Annotated in this window: 22 protein-coding genes; 6 read left to right on the top strand and 16 right to left on the bottom strand. The window is 65.3% G+C overall.

Annotated features, from left to right (window positions below; genetic code table 11):
- Positions 1–53: 53 nt before the first annotated feature.
- Both GGD61_RS10210 and GGD61_RS10205 read right to left on the bottom strand, forming a co-directional pair.
- On the bottom strand, positions 54–1,037 hold the full coding sequence (locus GGD61_RS10210; protein WP_183230659.1) for a glycerophosphodiester phosphodiesterase: 984 nt from the start codon (positions 1,035–1,037) through the stop codon (positions 54–56).
- 67 nt (positions 1,038–1,104) lie between these two features.
- Entirely contained in the window at positions 1,105–1,899 is a 795-nt protein-coding gene (locus GGD61_RS10205) for a L,D-transpeptidase (RefSeq protein WP_026202764.1), read from the bottom strand.
- A gap of 304 nt (positions 1,900–2,203) precedes the next feature.
- Here GGD61_RS10205 and GGD61_RS10200 point away from each other — a divergent pair, with 304 nt between their 5' ends.
- The gene (locus GGD61_RS10200) at positions 2,204–2,530 is read left to right on the top strand and encodes a hypothetical protein (RefSeq protein ID WP_018322534.1); all 327 of its coding nucleotides are present in this window, start codon (positions 2,204–2,206) and stop codon (positions 2,528–2,530) included.
- 7 nt (positions 2,531–2,537) lie between these two features.
- Here GGD61_RS10200 and GGD61_RS10195 read toward each other — a convergent pair whose 3' ends face one another.
- Positions 2,538–3,299 (bottom strand): ABC transporter permease, encoded by a 762-nt coding sequence (locus tag GGD61_RS10195; RefSeq protein WP_018322533.1) that lies wholly within the window; start codon positions 3,297–3,299, stop codon positions 2,538–2,540.
- Positions 3,296–4,219 carry an ABC transporter ATP-binding protein gene (locus tag GGD61_RS10190; RefSeq protein WP_183230658.1) on the bottom strand — a complete coding sequence of 308 codons (924 nt, stop codon included), beginning with the start codon at positions 4,217–4,219 and terminating at the stop codon, positions 3,296–3,298. Before GGD61_RS10190 ends, GGD61_RS10195 begins: the two co-directional genes overlap by 4 nt.
- Before the next feature lie 275 nt (positions 4,220–4,494).
- On the opposite strand from GGD61_RS10190, the gene GGD61_RS10185 reads away from it, so the two are divergent.
- Positions 4,495–5,214 (top strand): hypothetical protein, encoded by a 720-nt coding sequence (locus tag GGD61_RS10185; protein ID WP_183230657.1) that lies wholly within the window; start codon positions 4,495–4,497, stop codon positions 5,212–5,214.
- A 28-nt stretch (positions 5,215–5,242) separates the two neighbouring features.
- Here GGD61_RS10185 and GGD61_RS10180 read toward each other — a convergent pair whose 3' ends face one another.
- Together GGD61_RS10180 and GGD61_RS10175 are read right to left on the bottom strand one after the other, a co-directional pair.
- On the bottom strand, positions 5,243–6,421 hold the full coding sequence (locus GGD61_RS10180; protein ID WP_183230656.1) for a cytochrome P450: 1,179 nt from the start codon (positions 6,419–6,421) through the stop codon (positions 5,243–5,245).
- Positions 6,422–6,435: 14 nt separating this feature from the next.
- The gene (locus GGD61_RS10175; RefSeq protein WP_179736162.1) at positions 6,436–7,644 is read right to left on the bottom strand and encodes an ABC transporter substrate-binding protein; all 1,209 of its coding nucleotides are present in this window, start codon (positions 7,642–7,644) and stop codon (positions 6,436–6,438) included.
- Between the two features lie 100 nt (positions 7,645–7,744).
- Between GGD61_RS10175 and GGD61_RS10170 the strand changes: the two genes are divergently transcribed.
- Positions 7,745–8,239 (top strand): MarR family winged helix-turn-helix transcriptional regulator, encoded by a 495-nt coding sequence (locus GGD61_RS10170; RefSeq protein WP_018322528.1) that lies wholly within the window; start codon positions 7,745–7,747, stop codon positions 8,237–8,239.
- A gap of 181 nt (positions 8,240–8,420) precedes the next feature.
- Positions 8,421–9,362 carry a LysM peptidoglycan-binding domain-containing protein gene (locus GGD61_RS10165; protein WP_183230655.1) on the top strand — a complete coding sequence of 314 codons (942 nt, stop codon included), beginning with the start codon at positions 8,421–8,423 and terminating at the stop codon, positions 9,360–9,362.
- A gap of 201 nt (positions 9,363–9,563) precedes the next feature.
- Here GGD61_RS10165 and GGD61_RS10160 read toward each other — a convergent pair whose 3' ends face one another.
- Positions 9,564–10,637, bottom strand: coding sequence for a tartrate dehydrogenase (locus GGD61_RS10160; protein ID WP_183230654.1), 1,074 nt, complete (start codon positions 10,635–10,637; stop codon positions 9,564–9,566).
- Positions 10,638–10,775: 138 nt separating this feature from the next.
- On the opposite strand from GGD61_RS10160, the gene GGD61_RS10155 reads away from it, so the two are divergent.
- Together GGD61_RS10155 and GGD61_RS10150 are read left to right on the top strand one after the other, a co-directional pair.
- Positions 10,776–11,693 carry a LysR substrate-binding domain-containing protein gene (locus tag GGD61_RS10155; RefSeq protein ID WP_183230653.1) on the top strand — a complete coding sequence of 306 codons (918 nt, stop codon included), beginning with the start codon at positions 10,776–10,778 and terminating at the stop codon, positions 11,691–11,693.
- Positions 11,694–11,730: 37 nt separating this feature from the next.
- Positions 11,731–12,555 (top strand): aspartate dehydrogenase, encoded by an 825-nt coding sequence (locus GGD61_RS10150; RefSeq protein WP_092253413.1) that lies wholly within the window; start codon positions 11,731–11,733, stop codon positions 12,553–12,555.
- Between the two features lie 185 nt (positions 12,556–12,740).
- Here the strand turns inward: GGD61_RS10150 and GGD61_RS10145 are convergent, their stop codons facing one another.
- The 9 genes from GGD61_RS10145 to GGD61_RS10105 all read right to left on the bottom strand — a co-directional run bounded on the left by GGD61_RS10145 (position 12,741) and on the right by GGD61_RS10105 (position 21,209).
- Positions 12,741–14,045, bottom strand: coding sequence for a sorbosone dehydrogenase family protein (locus tag GGD61_RS10145; protein WP_092253411.1), 1,305 nt, complete (start codon positions 14,043–14,045; stop codon positions 12,741–12,743).
- A gap of 143 nt (positions 14,046–14,188) precedes the next feature.
- Positions 14,189–14,398: a hypothetical protein gene (locus GGD61_RS10140; RefSeq protein WP_092253409.1), complete on the bottom strand. Its 210-nt coding sequence runs from the start codon at positions 14,396–14,398 to the stop codon at positions 14,189–14,191.
- Between the two features lie 296 nt (positions 14,399–14,694).
- A complete protein-coding gene (locus GGD61_RS10135; RefSeq protein ID WP_092253407.1) occupies positions 14,695–15,321 on the bottom strand; it encodes an isoprenylcysteine carboxylmethyltransferase family protein in 627 nt (208 codons plus the stop codon).
- A gap of 27 nt (positions 15,322–15,348) precedes the next feature.
- Complete coding sequence (locus GGD61_RS10130) at positions 15,349–16,380, bottom strand: NAD-dependent epimerase/dehydratase family protein (protein WP_092253405.1); 1,032 nt, start codon at positions 16,378–16,380, stop codon at positions 15,349–15,351.
- Between the two features lie 28 nt (positions 16,381–16,408).
- Positions 16,409–16,927 (bottom strand): DUF962 domain-containing protein, encoded by a 519-nt coding sequence (locus tag GGD61_RS10125; protein ID WP_177236961.1) that lies wholly within the window; start codon positions 16,925–16,927, stop codon positions 16,409–16,411.
- 172 nt (positions 16,928–17,099) lie between these two features.
- Complete coding sequence (locus GGD61_RS10120) at positions 17,100–17,768, bottom strand: OmpA family protein (RefSeq protein ID WP_092253401.1); 669 nt, start codon at positions 17,766–17,768, stop codon at positions 17,100–17,102.
- Positions 17,768–18,184 carry a hypothetical protein gene (locus GGD61_RS10115; RefSeq protein WP_092253399.1) on the bottom strand — a complete coding sequence of 139 codons (417 nt, stop codon included), beginning with the start codon at positions 18,182–18,184 and terminating at the stop codon, positions 17,768–17,770. The genes GGD61_RS10120 and GGD61_RS10115 overlap by 1 nt, the downstream gene beginning before the upstream one ends.
- Positions 18,185–18,272: 88 nt before the next feature.
- Positions 18,273–18,560, bottom strand: coding sequence for a type II toxin-antitoxin system HicB family antitoxin (locus GGD61_RS10110; RefSeq protein WP_092253397.1), 288 nt, complete (start codon positions 18,558–18,560; stop codon positions 18,273–18,275).
- 9 nt (positions 18,561–18,569) lie between these two features.
- Positions 18,570–21,209, bottom strand: a complete 2,640-nt coding sequence (locus tag GGD61_RS10105; RefSeq protein ID WP_092253395.1) for an ATP-dependent helicase — start codon at positions 21,207–21,209, stop codon at positions 18,570–18,572.
- Positions 21,210–21,310 lie beyond the last annotated feature (101 nt).

The raw sequence follows: 21,310 nt of genomic DNA, 5'->3' as shown, positions 1-21,310 counted from the left end.
CGCAGCGCAGCAGCGTTGCACGCTGCACCGCGTCCGGGACACGAGACCGACGGTTACGGCACGACCGGCGTCCCCGCCGGCAGCACAATGCCCTTCTCGCCGGCAACCTCCCGCAGCAGGTCGGGCCTGTCGGAAATGATCCCGTCGACGCCGAGCTCCATCATCCGCGCCATGTCTTCGCGCTTGTTGACCGTCCACACCACGACGCGCAATCCGAGTCCGTGGGCCTCCGCGATGAGCGCCGCCGTCACGTCGCCGAAATTGGGCGACCAGATCGTGCCGCCCGCCGCCTTGATCGTCCGTGGCAGCGAGCTGCCGTGATCGGCCGGGCTGAAGCCCGCCGTCCAATTGGTGGCTTTGTCCAGCGCGACTGTCTGGCCCGTGCCGCGCTGGAGCGTCAGGTACACGGTCGGTATCTTTGGCGCCTGCTGCTGGACGAGCTGCAGGGTTCTCCAGTCGAAGGATTGGATCATGACCCTGTCGGAAAACGTTTCGGTCTCGATCAGTCCCAGCAGCTTCGTGACAAAGGCTTGCGGATCGAGCGTTTCGTCGGGGCGGTTCGGATCGATCTTGGTCTCGATGTTAAAGCGCACACGCGAGTTGCCAGACTTGCGCACCAGCGCGAACAGCTCGCTCAGGGTGGGAATGCGTGTCCCCGGCAGGGCGCGCTGGTCGGGGAATTGTTTCGCATAGGCACTGTCCGGCCGGATTTGGCCGACGTCATAGGTCCTGACCTCGTCCAGCCGCAGTTTTACCAAGGGCGTGCCGGGCGGAGCAATGTAAGTCCCGCCGACGCCGCGTGCGAGATCAGGATTGAGCCCGCGCTCATGCGAGACGACGACCTCACCGTCCGCGGTCACGCCGACATCGAGCTCCAGCGTGTCCACACCCATCGACAGCGCGTTGGCGAAGGCTGGCAGGGTGTTTTCCGGCAGCAGCGCCCGCCCGCCGCGATGCGCCTCGATATCAAAGGCCATGGCCGGGCCCGCGATCAGCATGGAGAACACGATCAGAATAGTCGCGGCACGTGAGGACATGGTGCCTCGAAAGAAACTATTTGTACATGCAGGTCGGCGAGCGCGGCGGATGGCGGCCGCGGCCGCGTCAGTTCTGATAGTAATAGCCGCGCGGCTGGTAAACCTGCCTCGGCTGCGGCTGATAGTAATAGCCCTGCTGGCCGGAGCCTTGGTCGTAATAGGGACGCGGCTGCTGCTGGTAGACCTGCGCATCATAGAGCGGGCGTGTGCCGCGCGGTGCCGGATAGCGCGCGCCGGTGTCGCTGCCGTCGGCGGGATAGATGTAGTTGTCGTCCTGCGGCATGTAGCGGCGGGCGGGCTGCGCTGGCGGCGTCAGGTTCACGGGATCGCCGGTGGTCGCGTACTGCTCTTCGGCAGGCTGCTGCGGCGCGCGGGCGACTGCATTGTTGGTGCGGCCGCGCGGATTGCGCGCCAGCGCCACCTGCGCCGAGCCGGTCAGCGTCACCGAGGTGTTGAGCACGCCCTGCTGCTGCACCAGCGCATAGAGCGTCGAAGCATTCTGGCGCGACAGCCGAACGCAGCCGTGGGACGCCGGCGAACCGAGACGGCCGACCGAGTCGGTGCCATGGATGGCGTGGCCGACTTTGGTGAAGAAGATCGCGTGAGGCATCGGTGCGTCGTCGAATTCCTTGGAATAGTGATCCTCTTCCATGCGGAAGGCGCGGAATGCGCCGTTCGGCGTTTCGCGCGAGGGGATGCCGGTCGACACCGGCCAGTGATAGCGCGCGACGCCGTCGACGGCGACGGTCATCTGCTGATTGTCCTTGTCGACGGTGATCTCGACCTTGGCTTGCGCGCTGCCTGCGCTCAAAAGCATCAGTGAGGTGAAAGCGATAAAAAATGAACGCATCTGGAAACGCATTTGAATCCTGGCCTCCGGCCTGTTCACGCTAGGCGCCGCGGCTCTCCGTCCCCGGCGTGCAATATGCCTGCAATCCGGCTTTCGTTCCAGCGGCCTGCCTGCCCATCGTTAACGCGGCGCGAGGCGTAAGCAAGGCCGCTTTGTGCCGCGCCGCGCGCGGCGAAGCTGACATTTTCGCGAGCGGTGCCCCGTTCACAACGCCGACAATTCGTCACAAAGGCGCAACCATTTGGCCGCCCGGTGCGTTGACGATCACCTGCCTCGACAGGCGGCGCTCGCCGCCATTCACCGTTTGGGATCGAAGATGAACAAAGCCCGCATCGCCGCCGCGCCGTCGCCGGCCGGTTTAGCCTTCCGTCTGGTGTTCGCAGCCGCCGCCATCCTGCTCGCGCTGTTGGCGCTGCCCCAGGCCGGCCACGCCCAGGGCATCGTCCGCGGCGCCCAGGAAGGCTCGTACGAGGGCAACCGGATTGCCGGCCCCGTGGGCGGCGCGGTCGGAGGCGTCGTCGGTGCCGGCGTCGGCGGCGCCGTTGGTGCAGTCGAGGGCGTGCTCGGCATTCCCCATCGTCACTACCGTCACCGCTGCCACGGCTATTACGACGGCTATCACCGATTCCATTGTTATCGGTGATGACGCGTCAGTTCTTCAGCCGATACCCCGTCCGAAAAATCCACCAGATCACGACGAGACAAATCACCAGGAACGCCAGCGTCATGCCGACGCTGACGGACATGCTGACGTCCGCGATCTCGTAAAAGCTCCAGCGGAAGCCGGAGATCAGATAGACGACCGGGTTGAGCATCGCCACCGTGCGCCAGGTGGGCGGCAGCATGTCGATGGAATAGAAGCTGCCGCCGAGGAAGGTCAGCGGCGTCACCACCAGCATCGGGATCATCTGCAGCTTCTCGAAGCCGTCGGCCCAGATCCCGATGATGAAGCCGAACAGGCTGAACGTCACCGCCGTCAGCACCAGGAAGGCCAGCATCCAGACCGGATGGTGAATATGCAGCGGCACGAACAGTCCGGCCGTTGCCAGGATGATCAGGCCTAAGATGATCGACTTGGTCGCGGCGGCGCCGACATAGCCGAGCACGATCTCGAAATAGGAGATCGGCGCCGACAGAATCTCGTAGATCGTGCCGGTGAATTTCGGGAAGTAAATGCCGAACGAGGCGTTGGCGATGCTCTGGGTCAGCACCGAGAGCATGATCAGGCCCGGCACGATGAAGGTGCCGTAGCTGACGCCCTCGACCTGGCTGATGCGCGAGCCGATCGCGGCGCCGAACACCACGAAATAGAGCGAGGTCGAGACGACGGGCGAGACGATGCTTTGCAGCAGCGTGCGCCAGGTGCGCGCCATTTCGAACAGATAGATGGCGCGGATGGCGCGATGGTTCATGACGTCCTCACGAGATCGACGAAGATGTCCTCGAGCGACGATTGCGTCGTGTCGAGATCGTTGAAGCGGATGCCGGCGGTGCGGAGATCGCCGAGCAGGCTGGTGATGCCGGTGCGCTCGCCCTTGGTGTCGTAATCGTAGACCAGCGTCGCGCCGGCATCGCAGAGCTCCAGCTCGTAATGCCCAAGGCTCTCCGGCAGCGCGTCGAGCTTACCCTGCAGATGCAGCGTCAGCCGCTTCTTGCCGAGCTTCTGCATCAACGTCGCCTTGTCCTCGATCAGCACGATCTCGCCCTTGTTGATGACGCCGATGCGGTCGGCCATTTCCTCGGCTTCCTCGATGTAATGCGTGGTGAGGATGATGGTGACGCCGGACTGCTGGAGGGTGCGCACCACCTCCCACATGCCCTTGCGCAGCTCGACGTCGACGCCGGCGGTGGGCTCGTCCAGGAACAGGATCTGCGGCTCGTGCGACAGCGCTTTGGCGATCATGACGCGGCGCTTCATGCCGCCGGAGAGCGTGATGATCTTGTTCTCCTTCTTGTCCCAGAGCGAGAGGTCCTTCAGCACCTTCTCGATGTGATCAGGATTCTTCGGCTTGCCGAACAGGCCGCGGGAGAAGCTCACGGTCGCCCACACGCTCTCGAAGGCGTCGGTGTGCAATTCCTGCGGCACGAGGCCGATCAGCGAGCGCGCCTTGCGGTAGGAAGTCTGGATGTTCTCGCCGCCGACGAGGACGCGGCCCTCGCTCGGATTGGCGATGCCGCAGATGATGGAAATCAACGTGGTCTTGCCGGCGCCGTTCGGGCCGAGCAGCGCGAAGATCTCGCCCCGCTTGATGTCGAGATTGACGTTTTTGAGCGCCTTGAAGCCGGACCCATAGGTCTTCGACAGGTTGGCGACGGAGATGATGGAGGACATGAGGGCCGGTAGGACTGGGCAGGGGAGGCTGGAACCTGCCGGGAACGGCGGGTCAGCGGAGCCCTGAGATAGGAATGCCTTTGCCGGGCCGCAATTGCCCGGAGAAAAATGGTCTCAAAACAGGCGGTTCGGTGGCAAGTTTCGGGCAGGTGTTGCGCGATGGTCACGGGCTGTGGCTAAGATTGCCATTCACGCGGCTCTTTGTTGCGTCTGCGAGCAGGCCATGGCTACGATTCCGGCCAATCGCAAAGCGTATTGTCCCAGGGAAAACACCGATGAGACCGAACGGCCGTCACACCGCCGGCGCCAGCCAGTTGTCCGCCCTCCGTGTCTGGGCAATCTGCCTGCTCCTGCTGTCAGCTGTTGCCATCAGCCCGACCACGGCCCGAGCGGCCCCGAGCCAGGCCCAGGTCGCGACCACGCATGTCTATCTGCTCCGCGGCGTGCTCAACATCTTTTCGCTCGGCCTCGACACCATCGGTGCCCGGCTCCAGGCGCAGGGTATCCCGGTGACGGTCGCCAACTTCGTGTCCTGGTCGTCGCTCGCCGATGAAGCCGCGACCGCCTACAAGGCCGGCCGGCTCAAGACCATCGTCCTGGTCGGCCATTCCTCCGGCGCGACCGCGCTGCCGGACATGATCGCAAAACTCAACCGGCTCGGCGTGCCCGTGAAGCTCGCGATCGGCCTCGATTCCGTGTTCAAGACCAAGCTCTCGACCGGCGCGGAGCGTTACATCAACATCTATATCGGCGACGGCCCCGGCGAGCCGGTCAAGCGTGCCGACGGTTTCCGCGGCAAGCTCGACAATGTCGACGTGCGCGGCACCGGTGTCGGCCACATCTCGATCGACAAGAACGAGGCGATCCAGCGCCGCGTCATCGCCGAGATCGACGCCGCCATCATGCGTTCGCGCGCACCGGCTGTCCCGGTCGCCGAACGCGGCGCGCCCGGGCAGGCGCGCTCGGCCGCCGCGGCCGCTCCGGCACGGAACTGAGCCGTCGCCTCCTCCCGCGTGATGCCGCCTAAGCGGGCGTCACGCGGACTGGCATGCTCTCCAGCCCGCGCAGGGAATTGTTGAGCCTGCGTTTCGGCTCCGCCGTGAGCTCGATGGTCTTCACGCGCCTTGCGAGCTCGCTGAAGATCAATTCGCCTTCCAGACGCGCGATCATCTGACCGACGCAGGCGTGGATGCCCGCGCCGAAGCCGACATGCCCGGTCGCGGTCCGTTCGACCTCAAACCAGTCGGCTCTCTCCCATCGCGCCGGATCGCGGTTGGCCGAGGCCATGAACAGCAGCACCTTGCGGTGTGCCGGGATCACGCCGCCGCCGATCTCGACGTCGCGCGAGGTGGTTCGAAAGAACGTCTGCACCGGCGAATCATAGCGCAGGCCTTCCTCGAAGGCATTGCGCGCCAGCTCCGGCCGTTGGTGGAGCTTGCGGTATTCATCCGGATGGGTGGCGAGCGCGAGCAGGGTGTTGCCGATGCCGTTGACGGTGGTGTCGATCCCCGCCGTGAGGAATGGCCGCACCAGGTGGGTCGCTTCGTGCTCGGTGATCTCGCCGTCGTCGGCCGCCTGGTAGATCATCATGCCGAGGCTGTCGGGCCGCAACGCATCTCGTGCGCAGCAGTCCATGATCCAGCTCTGGGCGGCGAGGCCTGCCTTGCGTGAAGCCGCTAGCATCTCGTTCTCGGGGCCAAAGCTGTCGAACACGAACGTGCTCCAGGCCAAGAGCTTCTCGCGGCCGTCCGCCCGGATGCCGATCGCATCCGGAAACACCTTCATCGGATAGGCTTCGGCAAGATCGGTGACGGCATCGAAGGTGCCTTTGTCGATCAGCTCCGTGACCTTCTTCTCCGCTTCCTGCTGAAACGTCTCGCGCAGCTTCCTCGCGACACCCGGAGACAGCGTGCGGCCGAGGACCCGCCGGCCCTTGTCGTGATCGGGCGGATCGATCTGGAGCGTCAGCGGCTTCGGCAGCGCAGGGTTCATCCCGTTGAGCCCGACGCCCTCGCCACTGATGAACGTCTTCCAGTCCTTCAAGGCCGGCTCGACCTCGGAATAGCCCGCCATCGCCCACACGCCGTAACGCTCCAGCGCGAAGACGGGCCCGAGCGCGCGTAGCGCCTCATAGGCAGGATAGGGGGTCAACAGGAAGTCAGGCGCAAACGGGTCGATCGGACTGGAGGCGATGCCGCTCATGGTCAGCTCCGCTTCTAGGGCTTGCTGAGCGGGCACTGGCCATCGCTCTCCGAGCGGAACGCGTCCTCGCCCTTGATGGTGGCGACGACCTTCAGCAGATCCCAGCTCGATTTCGACTCCTCGGGCGACTTGACCTGCAACAGGTACAGCGGGTGGATCTTGCGTCCGTCCTTGCGGATATAGCCCTTGCCGAACAGCACATCGTCGGTCGGCATCTCCTTCATTGCGGCGACGACGGCCTTGCCATCCTTGGCGCCGCCGGTCTTGTCGACCGCCTTGAGATAGTGAATGACCGAGGCATAGACGCCGGCCTGCATGTCGTTTGGATAGGCTTTCGAGGGAATCCGTTCGGCGAAGCGTTTGGCGAAAGCCCGCGTGCCGTCGTTCAGATCCCAGTAGAACGGGTTCATGATCTGCGCGCCTTGCGCGAACTTCAGGCCGAGCGCGGGAAGCCCGTTCATGCCCAGGATCAATCCGACCAGCTTGTGGTCCTTGGTCAGCCCGAACTCGGCGGCCTGCTTCATCGACGTGATGGTGTCATCGCCGGCATTGGCGAAGCCGACGACGTTCGCGCCCGAAGCCTGGGCCTGCAGCAGGAAAGAGGCGTAGTCGGCCGTTCCCAAGGGATGCCGCACGCTGCCGAGCACCTCGCCGCCGGCAGCTTTAACGGCTTCCGCGGCCTGCTTTTCCAGATCATGACCGAAGGCGTAGTCGGCCGTGATGAAGAACCATTTCTTGCCGCCCTGCTGCACGATCGCCTTGCCGAGACCGCGGCCGTAAGAATAGGTGTCGTAGGTCCAGTGCACCGTGTTCGGCGTGCACTTTTCACCGGTCAGCAGCACCGTCCCCGCGCCCGACCCGACGAACACCTTGTTCTTCTCGGCGCTCATGCCGGCGACAGCGAGCGCGATCGAGGAATTCGGAAGGTCGAAGATCGCATCGACGCTCTCGTTCTCGTACCAGCGCCGAGCGATGCCGATCCCGATGTCGGTCTTGTTCTGGTGATCGGCCGCGACGACCTCGACCACCTTGCCCGCGGCTTTTCCGCCATAGTCTTCGACGGCCATCTTGGCGGCGACGACCGAGCCGATGCCCTGGTAGCTCGCGAACGGGCCCGACTGGTCGTTCAGGATGCCGATCTTCACGACCTCCTGTGCGAAGGCCGGCGCCGCGGTCAGGGTTGCGGCCAAGATGCACAATTTATGCAGGAATTTGCTGTTCATTGGATCCCTCCCATGGGCGGTCTTGGTGCCGCTGAATAATAGTTATATTTTATAGCTATTTTTGAGAGTGTCAATTCGGCCGTCCCTAGGATTGAGAATCATGAGCTCGAAGCCTCTAAGACCCGGAGCCAAATCCACTCCGCAAAAGTCCGCTCCGCAGACGGAGAAATCGCTGGACCTGCGCGCGCTGCAGCGCACCCCCGGCTTCATGCTGCGCCTGGCGCAGCTGAAGTTCTTCGAAGGCTTCTACGAGGAATTCGCCGCCTTGGGCCTGACGCCCGCGACGTATGCGATCTTCGCCGTCATTCGCGACAATCCCGGCGTGCCGCCGAGCAGCCTCGCCAGCCTGCTCCGGCTGCGGCTGCCGAACCTGATCAAGATCCTGAACGAGCTGGAATCGTCCGGCTTCATCAAGCGCAACCGCTCGAAGTCCGATCGCCGCGCCGTCGAGCTCATGCTGACGCCGAAGGGGACAAAGCTCATTGCGGAGGGCGCAAGGCTGACGGAGCCCTATAATCGGAAGATGCTGGCGCCGCTCAGCGACGCCGAGCAGCGCACGCTGCTCGAATTGCTGAACCGGATGCTGCCATTTTAGCCGTTCGCGAGCGAGGACTGAGGCCAAATCGTCGCAAAGTCCGGTCGCGCCGCCAGGCGTGCGGTGAGAGTTCGCGCCCGGAGGGGATGGAGGCCGGTTCCGTGCCCCAAATTCCACCCAATCGGCCGTCACTAAGCCCGCGGGGGAGGTGATCGCCTCCCGTCGTGGGACTGCTGGATTGATGATTGATTTGAGGCGACTAGTCGCGCTGGCAGCCGTTGCGCTGCTCGCCCTGAGCCCCGGCATGGCCGCCGCCTCACCTGCCAAGTCCAAGGCCACCGCGGCCGCACCCGCAGCGCCGCCGCCTCCACCGTTCGAGCCGTTGCCGCCGCCGAACGTCTACCTGTTCCGCGGCGCCATGGGCCCGATCTTCTCGACCGGCATGGACCGGCTCGGCGAGAAGCTGACACAGGCCGGCTTTTCCGCCGATGTCTATGAATTCACCCTCTGCCGGTTCATCGGCAACCGGGTCATCGCCAGCTACAAGGAGAAGGCGGCGCCGATCGTGCTGATCGGGCACTCCATGGGTGGTCTGTGCTCGATCGTCATCTCCGAGATGGCGGCCAAGGAGAGCATCCCGATCAGCCTCGTCATCGCCATCGATCCCGCGCATGCGACCGGCGACGTGCCGCTCAATGTCGAGCGCTTCATCAACATCTTCCTGTCCGACAGCGTGCTCGGCGGCGGCGACGTCGTCGCGGTCCCCGGCTTTCGCGGCCATTATGCGAGCTACGACCTGAAGGCAAACGCGCGCGTCTCGCACATCAACATCGAGAAGTCCGACGACATCCATCGCCAGATCGTCGAGATGGTGACGCAACTGCCGCGCATTCCGCCGCAGACCCAGGGCGATGCCGTGCCGCTGCGCTACCTCGTCCCCGCGGACACCTTGGTCGAGTTATGGGACAGCGGCGTGCGGGTGCCGGTGCGCCGCGGCGACACCATGGAGAGCATCGCCGTCGCCAATCGCGTGCCGCTGTGGACGCTCGCGCAGAGCAACTCGCTTGCAGAGAACGCGCAGCTCACGCCGGGCCAGACCATTATCGTGCCCCGGCATCTGACACCGCCCGAGCCCACGGCCGCGATGGTGACGCCGCCGCCGGCTCCGACGAAGCGGAAGTAGGGCTCGTTATCTTGCCGCAGAGGACGGTGCGCTCCCTCTCCCGCTTGCGGGGGAGGGGGTCTCTCCACGATCGAGAACCCCCGAGAGGAGAGAGCCCCCACCCGCCGCGCTCTGGCGCGCAATTGCGCTGCCGAGCGCGTCGACCTCCCCCGCAAGCGGGAGAGGTGCAGCGAGTGCTGGGCGACACTCGATCCGATAAGGCTACACATTTGACCCGCTGATCGCGTCGATCACGGCGTCCGTCACTTCCTTCGTCGTCGCCTTGCCGCCGACGTCAGGCGTCAGCACGCCCGCCGCGCAGACGCGCTCGACCGCCGCCATCAGCCTTGTAGCGGCGTCCTTCTCGCCGAGATGCTCGAGCATCTGCGCGCCGGTCCAGAACGTCGCGACCGGATTGGCGATGCCCTTGCCGGTGATGTCGAAGGCCGAGCCGTGGATCGGCTCGAACATCGAGGGGAAGCGGCGCTGCGGATCGATGTTGCCGGTCGGCGCCACGCCGAGGCTGCCGGCCAGCGCGCCGGCGAGGTCGGACAGGATGTCGGCGTGCAGGTTGGTCGCCACGATGGTGTCGAGGCTTTTCGGATGCAGCGTCATACGGACCGTCATGGCATCGACCAGCATCTTGTCCCAGCTGACGTCGGGGAATTCGCCGGCGACCTCGGCTGCGATCTCGTCCCACATCACCATGCCGTGGCGCTGCGCGTTCGACTTGGTCACGACTGTCAGGAATTTGCGCGGGCGCGACTGTGCGAGCTGGAACGCGTAGCGCATGATCCTGGTGACGCCAACGCGGGTGAAGACGGCGACTTCGGTGCCGACCTCTTCCGGCAGGCCCTTGTGGGCGCGGCCGCCCATGCCGGCATATTCGCCTTCCGAATTCTCGCGCACGATCACCCAGTCGAGGTCGCCGACACCGACATTGCGCAGCGGCGAGGCGACGCCGGGCAGGATCTTTGTGGGGCGCACATTGGCGTATTGGTCAAAGCCCTGGCAGATCGGCAGCCGCAGGCCCCACAGCGTGATGTGGTCCGGCACATCGGGCGCGCCGACCGCACCGAAATAGATCGCGTCGAACTTCTTCAGTTCAGTGAGGCCGTCGGCCGGCATCATCACGCCGTGCTTCTTGTAATAGTCCGAGCCCCAGTCGAACGTCTTGACGTTGAAGGCGAGGTCGCCGCTGCGCTTTGCCAGTGCCTCCAGCACGCGGATTCCGGCCGAGATCACCTCGGGGCCGATGCCGCCGGCGGGAATTGCTGCGATCGAATGGGTGCGCATGAGAATGCTCCGTTAAGAGATGGGGCCGGCAGGCTGGCTGCGTCGTCGGCGAATCTAGACGGGAGTGCAGGACGGACTCAATTGGCGCTGGTTTATACAAAAAAATGATATAATCCTCGCGAGACGAGAGGACCCGGGATGGAATTGCATCAGCTCCGATGCTTCGTGGCGGCGGCCGAGCAGCTGCATTTCGGCCGCGCGGCGCAGCAGCTCCAGATGCTGCCTTCCGCGCTGGGCCGCCAGATCAGGCTGCTGGAGGAGGATCTGGGCACGCGGCTGTTCGCGCGGACGACGCGTGCGGTGTCGCTCACCGAGGACGGCACGACGTTGCTGCGCGATGCCCGCGCCATCCTCGCCCGGGTCGAGGCGGTCGAGAGCAACTTGCGCAACCGCTCGCGCGCCGGCGCTGCTCGGCGGCTGCGGATCGGTGCCATCGACAGCGCCGCCGCCGGGCTGCTGCCGCCGCTCTTGCGCGACTTCCGCGCCAAGCATCCTGATATCGTGGTACAGATCCTGGAGGACAAGACGGTCCGGCTGCTGCCGAAGATCCTGACGGGTGCGCTCGATCTCGCCTTCGTCCGCCCGCCCGGCCGCGCGGACAAGCGGCTCGAATTCCGCGATCTGCTCCATGAGACCGCGATCGTGGCCTTCCCGCAGCAGCATGCGCTGGCCCGGCGCAAGTCGATCACGCTGGCCGACATCGCCGACGAGGCGATGCTGGTACCGAACCGCCGCTCGCGGCCGCACAGCCACGACCCCACGGTGAAGCTGTTCGATCAGGCCGGAATGACGCCGCGCATCGTCCAGGTCGCCGACGAGAAGCAGACCATCATCAACCTGGTGGCGACGAAGCTCGGGGTAGCGATCGTGCCGCGCTGGACGATGCGGATGGCGGTGTCGGGCGTGCGCTTCGTGCCGCTGCGGCCAAGGCAGAGCGGGCCGGTCGGCCGGCTGCCGCTCGCCGCCGCGTGGCTGCGCGGCTCGCGCGATCCGGCTCGCGATGCCATGCTGGCGGTGCTGGAGGCGCGCCTGCGCAGCTATGCGCGGGAGGCGTGAGGGGCTAAGAACTGTGCTAGGTGAAAAGGTGGATGCTATGACTGAACAAAAAGCGTCGGGCGAATTGCGAGTCGGCATCGCAGGCTTGGGCTCGATCGGCACCAAGATCGCCACCGCGCTCGATCAAGGCATCGAGGGGCTGGCGTTGTCGGCTGTCGCGGTGCGCGATCCCGCCAAGCATCAAGCTTTCATCGGCGGCCTACGCCGCCTGCCGCAGGTGCTGCCGATCGATCAGCTCGGCGAGGTCGCCGACATCGTGGTCGAGTGCGCACCAAGCAGCCAGTTGCGTGCGATCGTCGAGCCTGCCGTGAAGCGCGGCAAGGCCGCGGTCGTCGTCAGCGTCGGCGGATTGCTCGACAATTTTGATCTCGTCGATCTCGCGCGTGCCAATGGCGGCCGCATCATCGTGCCGACCGGCGCGCTGATCGGGCTCGACGCCGTCAACGCCGCCGCAATCGGCACCATTCATTCCGTGAAGATGGTGACGCGCAAGCCGATCGACGGACTGAAGGGCGCGCCGTTCATCGTTCAGAACAACATCGACATCGACAATCTGCGCGAGCCACTCAAGCTGTTCGAGGGCAGCGCGCGCGAAGCGGCCAAGGGCTTTCCAGCGAACGTCAATGTCGCCGTTGCGTTGTCGCTGGCGGGCATCGGGCCTGATCGTACCGAGATCCAGGTTTGGGCTGATCCAACCGTGACGCGCAACGTTCACCGCATCGAGGTCGAGGCGGATTCGGCGCGGTTCTCGATGGGCATCGAGAACATCCCGTCCGAGAATCCCAAGACCGGTCTGATCACCGCGCTGTCCGTGATTGCGCTGCTGCGCAAGCAGCGCGCCACGCTGTGTGTGGGGACGTGATGGGTTGAGACGTCACTAGCCCAGACGGCGGTGCGCTCCCTCCCCCGCTTGCGGGGGAGGGGTGGGGAGAGGTTATTTCCGCAATGGGACACTCCCCCAGAGGAGAGAACCCTCACCCGGCGCTTCGCGCCGACCTCTCCCACAAGCGGGAGAGGCGGAGCCCCGGGAGCGCCTACCAATCGCCGCTATGCCCCCGTGACGCGCCAGATCACGTTGCCGACGTCGTCGGCCATCAGCAGTGATTTCTTGTCGGGGCCGATCGTGACGCCGACCGGGCGGCCGTAGGATTCCTTCTCGTCCGGGGACAGGAAGCCCGACAGGATGTCGCGACCGGGACCGGACGGCTTGCCGTTCTCGAACGGGATGAACACCAGCTTGTAGCCGGACAGCTTGCTGCGATTCCACGAGCCGTGCTGGCCGATCACCATGCCGTCGGGGAAGCCGGGCAGCGTGCCCGCGGGCATCCAGCACAGGCCGAGCGAGGCGGTGTGGCCGCCGAGCGCGTAGTCCGGTTGAAGCGCCTTGGCGACCATCGCAGGATCCTGGGGCACGCGGTCGTCCACCGTCTTGCCCCAATAGCAATAGGGCCAGCCGTAGAAGCCGCCGTCGCGCACCGACGTCAAATAATCCGGCGGCGTCTCGTCGCCGAGCCCGTCGCGCTCGTTGACCACGGTCCAGAGCACACCCGTATTTGGCTCCCAAGCAAGCCCGACCGGGTTACGCAGGCCCGCGCCGAAAATGCGGTGCGTGCCGGCAACGAGGTCGAGCTCGTAGACCGCAGCGCGGCCTTCCTCGACCTCCATGCCCATCTCGGCGATGTTGCTGAGCGAGCCGACGCCGGCATAGAGCTTCTTGCCGTCGGGGCTTGCCAAAAGACTGCGGGTCCAGTGTCCGCTTGGCTTGAACGTCGTGAGCCGCTTGCCCGGCGCGGTGATGCGGTCGGCATTGGCGACGTAAGGGAAAGCCATCACGCCGTCGGTATTGCCGACATAGAAGGTGTTGCCGACCAGCGCCATGCCGAACGGCTGGCTGAGATTTTCCATGAAGGCGCCGCGTTGCTCGGCGACGCCGTCGCCGTCCTTGTCCCGCAGCAGCGTGATGCGGTCGGCGGACACGCCGAGCGCTGCGGCGCGCCGCATCGTTGCCTGCATCGCGTAGTGAAACACGCTGCGCGGCGCGCCAGCGATCTGCGTCGCCTCCGCGATCAGCACGTCGCCATTGGGCAGCACCTCGATCCAGCGCGGATGGTCGAGCCCGGTCGCGAACGCGTTGACCTTGAGCCCGGGCGCGACGGTCGGCTTCTGGCCCTCGCTCCAGCCGCGCGCGGTCGGCATCTTCAAAGTCGGGATCGCGCCTTGCGGCTTCGCCTCGGGAATGGCGGGCTTCTCTCCCCAGGCCGGCGCAGGCACGGTGCCTGACAGCTTCCGCCATTGCAGCGCGATGCCGCCGAGGAGCGCAACGAACTGCGCAAAGACGCTGGAGAAGGTCATGAGAGGGCCCCTGTTTGCGCGCGCATCCAACTGGCTGACGGGGCAGACGTCAACCTGTGCGGGGCGCCGGCCGGGCCTATTCCCGTGGAATGGCAGCCGATCGATTTTGCATGGGACGAACGCCGATGGCCTTTGCCCGGAGATCAGCGAGAGATTTGACGCTCCAGCCGCCGTGCTGCGCGAAAATCGTTGAGGTGATGCATGTTCGGCACCAGCGCTGCCTCCTTGGACAGCAGGTGATAGATCCGCGCCACCGTGCGCTGCTTCTGCTTCGGCCGCCCACGCGGCAGTGCCCGCGCCTTGCGGACGGCGGCGATCGCGTGCTCGCGGAAATAATCGTAGGCGTCCGACATGGCTCGATGCTCGCGCAGGTGGCAGCTGTCGAGGGATAACGGGCTTGGAGAGGGGCGGTTCCTGGTTGAATGTTCCGAGTTGTGCCATTCCGTTCCCGTCATCCTGAGGTGCGAGCCATGGGGCGCAACGCGCCGCATGGGGAGCCTCGAAGGATGGAGGGCCCGGATGCATTGGCGGCCGTGCATCCTTCGAGGCTCGGCTTACGATGCATTCGCATCGCAAACCTCGCACCTCAGGATGACGGGACCAAACAGCAGTCTTACGCGGAGAAAATAGTAGGAAGGTGCTACGCCCCTCACCGCGGCGACAGGAACGGGATGATCATCGGCACGCGGCGGCAGTAGGCGCCGTAGGCGTCTTCGCCGAGCTCCTTCGACAGAAACACCTCCTCCATCCGGCCCTTCTGCCACATGCCGAGCGAGATCAGGATCGCGCCGAGGATCGTCGTTACGAGGCCGATTGCGATGCCGGTGACGAGCATGCCGAAGATTAAGCCGGTGTAGATCGGGTGACGCACGATGCCGTAGGGGCCGGTGTCGATAACGCGGTGATCTTCTTTGTGGGTGATGGTGTTCGACCAGAATTTTCCGAGATGCAGTCGGCCCCACCAGGCGAAAGCGATGCCGGCGGCCGAGAGGACCGCGGCGATGTAGATGCCGGTGTTGCCGAGCACCCAAAGCGGCTTCCAGCCCAGCAGCTGTGCAACCCACGGGGTGTACAGGATGCCGCCGACCAGGATCGGCAGGCGATAGCGCTGCGACTCCAGCGTCATGACCTGCTTCTTGGTCCGCCCCTGCCAGAACGAGGCGCCGACCCAGCTGGCGAGAAAGGCGAGCCAGACCAGGGCCAGGAATTCGGTCGGCCAGGCCGTGGTCCAGCCACCCCAGGCGACCGAGAGAAGCTTGCTGAAATCGAAGGACATGAAGGTTCTTTGCGTTGGGCGGCGGCTTTAGCTCGCGCGCGAGGAGAGCGCGTGATGCTTGATGGCGCCGGAGGGCTGCTGGCCGTTGCGGGCGAGCAGATGGGTGATGGTTTCGCGCAGCACCGGCTCGATCGGACGCGGCGCGTAGCCGAGCTCGGTGCGCGCCTTGCCGATCGAGAGGTCGCTTGCGGCGAGCGCAATGCGCACGCCCTCGGCGGTGCCGTTGGGCGGCCGGCGCGTGACACGATCGGCGAGGTATTCGAGCATGATGCCCGAGAGCTCGGCGATCTTGCCGGGCACGACGACCGGGAACTGCCGGCGGCCGCTCATCGCCGACATCATCCGCAGGATGTTGCCGAGCGGGACGCAGTCGCCGCCGAGGATGTAGCGCTGGCCGATGCGGCCGCGCTCCATGGTCAGCACGAGGCCCATGGCCACGTCGCGGACGTCGACGAGGTTGACCAGGAAGTTGAGATGCGGCTGCACCTTCTTCTGCAGGAAGTACCACAGCATCGCCGTCGGCGGCGTCAGATTGTGGTCGGCCGCGCCGATCGGCATGGTCGGCGTGCCGATCACGAGTGGAAAGCCGCTGGCCGCCGCCTTCGCGGCATGATGCTCGGCGAGCGACTTCGAGCGCGTATAGGCGCCCGGCATCGCGTCGGCCGGCTGTAGCGCCTCCTCGGCGGCAGCGCCCTTGAGGTCGGAATAGGGGAACAGGATCGATTCCGTCGAGCAGTGCAGGAAGCGCGACACGCCGCGCTTCATTGCGGCCGCGAGCACGATTTCGGTGCCGCGACAGTTGACGTCGTGAAAGTCCTGCTTGTTGGCGACCCACATGCCGGGCAGGCCGGCGAGGTGATAGACCTGATCGACCCCGGCGATCGCAGCATCGACCGCGGCGCCGTCGAGCACCGAGCCGTGGACAAATTCAACATCCGCGTTCGCCGCGGCCGGCGCGCGGACATCGAGAACGCGCACCCGCTGCCCACGGGCGCGGAGCGCTTCGACGAGGTGATGTCCGATGAAGCCACTGCCACCGGTAACCAGTACGAGAGCCATGCAGAAGGTTGCTGTTTCGCGTCTAGAGCTATCGGGTTGAAAGGGAATTGGTCGGAAGAGGCGCCAGAATCGCGGCAAGGTCGCGACGGAAGCCCAATGCAATGAATAATTTTGCCATCACGAACATCGGTCCAAGCAAAAGATGCGAAGGAAAAGTGAACAATGAGGCTTCGCGGCCCTCAAAAACCTTGTGGCCGATGGCCTGCGCGGCGAGGCCGAGCGCCACCAGCACGGCGAAAATCGCCCACATCGTCGCGGTACTGACTTGCGCCGCAACGGTCGTCGCAACCGAAAACAGCACGATCGAGACCGCCAGAATGCCGATCCCGAGCGCCACATCGAGCAGCAGCCAGTACATCAGGACCGGCAAAGCCAGGATCACGGCGAGGCTGACATCGAAACCGAGCAGCGGCAGCCTGACCAGCGTCAGCGGCATCACGGCGCCGGTGAACAACAGGAGAATACCGACCACATGCATCGCCGTGTTCCGGGGGTCGCGATGGTACTCGACATAAACGGCAAGTTGGCGCTGAAAATAGCCACCCATTTCGGTCTCATGCAGCACGGGGTCGGGGAAGGGCGAACAGAGGCTATAGCACTGGACCGGGCGGTGCACAAACCGGGGCTTTTGTCGCGTGAAACCGTATTTGTGCGCCCCGGACAGGCTACAAAACGATCAGGACTTCAAAGGGTTCCGTCGGGTGCGAAGCTGCGCTCGCTCAGCGCTTCTTGGCGGGCTTTTTCGCCGCAGGCGCAGGTGCCGCAGCCGTATGCGGCGCGTCCTCCGGCAGCTTGGCATAGGTCAGGATTTGCAACTGGCCGTTGACGGCCGAGGTCGGCCTCGCCCGGTCGAGAAACTGCTCCTCGCCGAGGCCGATCGGATGCAGTCGCTTGGTCGAGATCTTGAACGTGTTCACCAGCACGTCGCGGATCGCGTCGGCGCGGCGCTGGCTCAGGATCGCGTTGGCCTCGCGAGTCTTCGAGTTGGATTCGACGTGGCCGACGATCAGGAACGTGTAGGGCAGCAGCGAGGAATGAACCAGCGCGTCCGCGATGCGGCCGACGGTCTGGTAGGACGCCGGCTGGATGATCGGCGTGTCGGCATCGAACTGGATCTGCGCATTGAAGGCGGGCAGCTTGGCGAGATCAGGTGCGATCAGCGGCCGGTTCACCGGACCGGGATCGTTCTTGATCCTGGTCTTGGCGCGCTCCATCACCTGCTGCTTCAGCGCGGGAAGGTCGGCCTCGGCGGCTTCTTCGAAATGGTTGAGCTTGCCGACGATGTCGTCGCGGGTCGGTGCCGCCGTCTGGGCGACGGCCGTGCCCGCGAGCAAAGCGAGACCGAGCGCGACCGCGGTTCCGGCAATGAAGAGCCTGCTCGCGCGCATCAGCGGTACCCCGCGTCGTCGACGGCCTTCAGGCAGTTGTTGCTGATGCCCTTGGGCGTCGAAACCAGGCAGGGGATCGACTTGCTAGTCTCCTTGGTAGAGCCGCCACAGACCTTGACGATCTCGCGCTGGCAGGCGTTCGCCACCGTGACGCGCGCGGCGACGCGCTTCTGGATGGCATCGAACGCGCCGAGATAGTCGCTCGCGCATTGCTGGGACAGCACGTCGCGGTTGCGCGACAGGCACTCCTTCAGGCGGGTCGAATCCGGGTTGACGCCGCGGCAATTGGCGACGATTTCGGCGCCGCAGCTTTTGGCCAGCAGCCCGATCGAATCGCCAAAGCTCATGGTCTCCGCCGCCGCAAGCGACGGCATCCCCAATGCCAGCAAGATCAGTGTCATGGAGCCCCGGACCATGGCTGCATCTGATACGGGGAAGTTCGGGCGGGTCAAGGGCTGTTCGGACGAGAACTGTCGAAGGCGAGGGGAGTGCGGCGAACAGTCCTCACTCCGCGGCGTCTTCGCGGGGCGGCCATTCGATCAGGGCGACCGTGTGTTTCCCGAGGTCGTCGGCCACATCAGGGTCGGCCTTGAGCTCGTCCAATGTTCTGGGCGGAGGAAGCTGCCGACCGTCCGCGATCAGCTCCTGCGCATAGAACGCCAGTGCCTCCGGTGCACTCTCCAGGGCCTCGTCGACGTCATCACCGCCGGAAATGCAGCCGGGCAGGTCGGGAAACCACAGGCTGACAGCGTCCGGATCGGTGTCCTCGATGATGGCGACATACTGAGCCATATCGCGCGCTCACGCCCGCTGCACGAAGCTGTCTACGACCTTCTTCTCGCCGGCCTTGTCGAAGGCGATGGTGAGCTTGTTGCCGTCGATCTTGGTGACGCGGCCGTAGCCGAATTTCTGGTGGAAGACGCGGTCTTCGAGCGAGAATTCCGAGGTGGTGCCGGTCGATTTGGCGACCAGCTCGCCCTCGATCGTCAGGGGACCGCGGCGGCGCGAGGAGAAGCTGCCGAAATCGGGGCCGGACGACGAGGAGGATGAGAACGTCGAAGCCTCTTCCTCGAAGCCGCCGCCACCGCCACCGCCGCTGCGCCCGCCGCCGCGGTTGCGATTGGCTTGCGCGCGCTGCCAGCCCGGCGTCGAATAGGTGGAGCCGAACGCCTCCATGTCGTCGAAGCGTGAGGCGCCGTAACCGCCGGTGCCGCCCCAGGCCGAGCCGCCCTTGGATTCGGTGATCTCGACATTGGCCGCCGGCAGTTCGTCGAGGAAGCGCGACGGGATCGTGGTCGACCAGGTGCCATGGATCCGCCGGTTGGTCGCGAAATAGATCATGGCGCGGCGGCGGGCACGGGTCAGGCCGACATGGCCGAGCCGGCGTTCTTCCTCGAGGCCGGCGCGGCCCTGTTCGTCCAGCGTGCGCTGGCTCGGGAACAGGCCTTCCTCCCAGCCCGGCAGGAACACGTTGTCGAATTCGAGCCCCTTGGCCGAGTGCAAAGTCATCAGCGACACTGCGTCGTCCTCGGCGCCGCCGTCGCGGTCCATCACCAGCGAGATGTGCTCGAGGAACCCTTGCAGGTTCTCGAACTCCTCCATCGAGCGCACCAGCTCTTTCAGGTTTTCGAGCCGGCCCGCGGCGTCCGCCGAGCGGTCTTTTTGCCACATCTCGGTATAGCCGCTCTCGTCGAGCACGATCTGGGCGAGATCGGTGTGCGCGGTAACCTCGCGCTGGGCGCGCCAGCGGTCGAACTGGGCGACGACCTCACGAAGCGAGCCGCGCGCCTTCGGCTTCAGCTCGTCGGTTTCGACCACCGCGCGGGCCGCCTCGAACAAGGGAATGCGGCGCTTGCGAGCGTGGTCGTGCAGCATCTGCACGGTGGCATCGCCAAGGCCGCGCTTGGGCACATTGACGATGCGCTCGAAGGCGAGGTCGTCGGCCGGCGAGTTGATGACGCGCAAGTAGGCCAGCGCATCGCGGATTTCGGCGCGCTCGTAGAAGCGCGGGCCGCCGATGACGCGATAGGGCAGGCCGAGCGTGACGAAGCGGTCCTCGAACTCGCGCATCTGATAGGAGGCGCGCACCAGGATCGCGATCTCGTTGAGCTTCTCGCCGCGGCGCTGGATCTGCTCGATCTCCTCGCCGATGCCGCGGGCTTCCTCTTCCGAATCCCACGAGCCTGTCACCGTGACCTTCTCGCCGTCCTGGTCCTCGGTGCGCAGCGTCTTGCCGAGCCGGCCTTCGTTATGCGCGATCAGATGCGATGCGGCGGCGAGGATGTGGCCGGTCGAGCGATAGTTGCGCTCCAGGCGAATGACCTTGGCGCCGGGAAAATCGTGGTCGAAGCGCAGGATGTTGTCGACCTCGGCACCGCGCCAGCCATAGATCGACTGGTCGTCGTCGCCGACGCAGCAGATGTTTTTGGTCTTCTCCTTCTCCCCGCTCATGTCCGCCGAAGCCTTGGCGAAGGCGGATGCGGGGTCGTGACGAGCTTCGCTCGCACTGAGAAGGTCGGGATGAGGGGGAGTCTCCACGAGCTCAGTGCTCGGAGAGTCCCCCTCACCCGCATCGCTGCGCGATGCGACCTCTCCCCGCGGGCGGGGAGAGGTGAAGGAAGGCGCCTGCGACAGCAGCCGCAGCCACAGATACTGCGCGACGTTGGTGTCCTGATATTCGTCGACCAGGATATATTTGAAGCGCTGCTGGTACTGCCTGAGGATATCCGGGTGCTCGCGGAAGATGCGGATGTTCTCCAGCAACAGATCGCCGAAATCGGCCGCGTTCAGAATCTTCAGCCGCTCCTGATAGCTCGCATAGAGCTTGCCGCCCTTGCCGTTGGCGAACATGGCGGCTTCGCCCGAGGGCACCTGCGAGGGCATCAGGCCGCGGTTCTTCCAGCCGTCGATCAGGCCGGCGAGCATGCGTGCCGGCCAGCGCTTGTCGTCGATGTTCTCGGCCTGCAGCAACTGCTTCAGCAGCCGCACCTGGTCGTCGACATCGAGCACGGTGAAGTTCGACTTGAGCTGCGCCAGCTCGGCATGGACACGCAGGATGCGGCCGCCGATGGAGTGGAAGGTGCCGAGCCACGGCATGCCCTCGACGGCGTGGCCGAGCATCTGGCCGAGCCGGTGCTTCATCTCGCGCGCCGCCTTGTTGGTGAAGGTCACCGACAGAATCTCGGCGGGGCGGGCGCGGCCCTGGCTCAGGATGTGGGCGATACGCGTCGTCAGCACGCGCGTCTTGCCGGTGCCTGCGCCGGCCAGCACCAGGACCGGGCCGTCCAGCGTCTCCACGGCCTCGCGCTGCTCCGGATTGAGCCCGGACAGATATTTCGGGCCCACCGAGGCGCGCGCACGCGCGGCGATGCCGCCGGCTGCGGGCTGGTGGTCGGAGACGTTCTGGGACGTGATCTTGCTCGGCTCGGTCATGCGAATCATTGGCCCCACGATGGCACCGCGGGGTGGCGGAAGGGAGCCTTCTAACAGGGATTGGTGCCTATATGGGGCGGCGGAACGAGGTTTTCCACGTGCGGGGCACG

Origin of the sequence: Bradyrhizobium sp. SBR1B (assembly GCF_014198205.1) — a bacterium.
Classification (GTDB): Bacteria; Pseudomonadota; Alphaproteobacteria; order Rhizobiales; family Xanthobacteraceae; genus Bradyrhizobium.
Note: the sequence above shows the minus strand (reverse complement) of the source record. Positions and strands in the feature narration are given on the sequence as shown.

What these genes read in the sequence shown, in the direction of transcription:
- GGD61_RS10135 (WP_092253407.1), bottom strand. Translation starts at nt 15,321, where the DNA reads ATGTCCTTCGATTTCAGCAAGCTTCTCTCGGTCGCCTGGGGTGGCTGG.
- GGD61_RS10105 (WP_092253395.1), bottom strand. Translation starts at nt 21,209, where the DNA reads ATGATTCGCATGACCGAGCCGAGCAAGATCACGTCCCAGAACGTCTCC.
- GGD61_RS10180 (WP_183230656.1), bottom strand. Translation starts at nt 6,421, where the DNA reads ATGAGCGGCATCGCCTCCAGTCCGATCGACCCGTTTGCGCCTGACTTC.
- GGD61_RS10185 (WP_183230657.1), top strand. Translation starts at nt 4,495, where the DNA reads ATGAGACCGAACGGCCGTCACACCGCCGGCGCCAGCCAGTTGTCCGCC.
- GGD61_RS10120 (WP_092253401.1), bottom strand. Translation starts at nt 17,768, where the DNA reads ATGCGCGCGAGCAGGCTCTTCATTGCCGGAACCGCGGTCGCGCTCGGT.
- GGD61_RS10175 (WP_179736162.1), bottom strand. Translation starts at nt 7,644, where the DNA reads ATGAACAGCAAATTCCTGCATAAATTGTGCATCTTGGCCGCAACCCTG.
- GGD61_RS10145 (WP_092253411.1), bottom strand. Translation starts at nt 14,045, where the DNA reads ATGACCTTCTCCAGCGTCTTTGCGCAGTTCGTTGCGCTCCTCGGCGGC.
- GGD61_RS10190 (WP_183230658.1), bottom strand. Translation starts at nt 4,219, where the DNA reads ATGTCCTCCATCATCTCCGTCGCCAACCTGTCGAAGACCTATGGGTCC.
- GGD61_RS10195 (WP_018322533.1), bottom strand. Translation starts at nt 3,299, where the DNA reads ATGAACCATCGCGCCATCCGCGCCATCTATCTGTTCGAAATGGCGCGC.
- GGD61_RS10110 (WP_092253397.1), bottom strand. Translation starts at nt 18,560, where the DNA reads ATGGCTCAGTATGTCGCCATCATCGAGGACACCGATCCGGACGCTGTC.
- GGD61_RS10210 (WP_183230659.1), bottom strand. Translation starts at nt 1,037, where the DNA reads ATGTCCTCACGTGCCGCGACTATTCTGATCGTGTTCTCCATGCTGATC.
- GGD61_RS10140 (WP_092253409.1), bottom strand. Translation starts at nt 14,398, where the DNA reads ATGTCGGACGCCTACGATTATTTCCGCGAGCACGCGATCGCCGCCGTC.
- GGD61_RS10200 (WP_018322534.1), top strand. Translation starts at nt 2,204, where the DNA reads ATGAACAAAGCCCGCATCGCCGCCGCGCCGTCGCCGGCCGGTTTAGCC.
- GGD61_RS10170 (WP_018322528.1), top strand. Translation starts at nt 7,745, where the DNA reads ATGAGCTCGAAGCCTCTAAGACCCGGAGCCAAATCCACTCCGCAAAAG.
- GGD61_RS10165 (WP_183230655.1), top strand. Translation starts at nt 8,421, where the DNA reads ATGATTGATTTGAGGCGACTAGTCGCGCTGGCAGCCGTTGCGCTGCTC.
- GGD61_RS10130 (WP_092253405.1), bottom strand. Translation starts at nt 16,380, where the DNA reads ATGGCTCTCGTACTGGTTACCGGTGGCAGTGGCTTCATCGGACATCAC.
- GGD61_RS10150 (WP_092253413.1), top strand. Translation starts at nt 11,731, where the DNA reads ATGACTGAACAAAAAGCGTCGGGCGAATTGCGAGTCGGCATCGCAGGC.
- GGD61_RS10155 (WP_183230653.1), top strand. Translation starts at nt 10,776, where the DNA reads ATGGAATTGCATCAGCTCCGATGCTTCGTGGCGGCGGCCGAGCAGCTG.
- GGD61_RS10125 (WP_177236961.1), bottom strand. Translation starts at nt 16,927, where the DNA reads ATGGGTGGCTATTTTCAGCGCCAACTTGCCGTTTATGTCGAGTACCAT.
- GGD61_RS10160 (WP_183230654.1), bottom strand. Translation starts at nt 10,637, where the DNA reads ATGCGCACCCATTCGATCGCAGCAATTCCCGCCGGCGGCATCGGCCCC.
- GGD61_RS10205 (WP_026202764.1), bottom strand. Translation starts at nt 1,899, where the DNA reads ATGCGTTTCCAGATGCGTTCATTTTTTATCGCTTTCACCTCACTGATG.
- GGD61_RS10115 (WP_092253399.1), bottom strand. Translation starts at nt 18,184, where the DNA reads ATGGTCCGGGGCTCCATGACACTGATCTTGCTGGCATTGGGGATGCCG.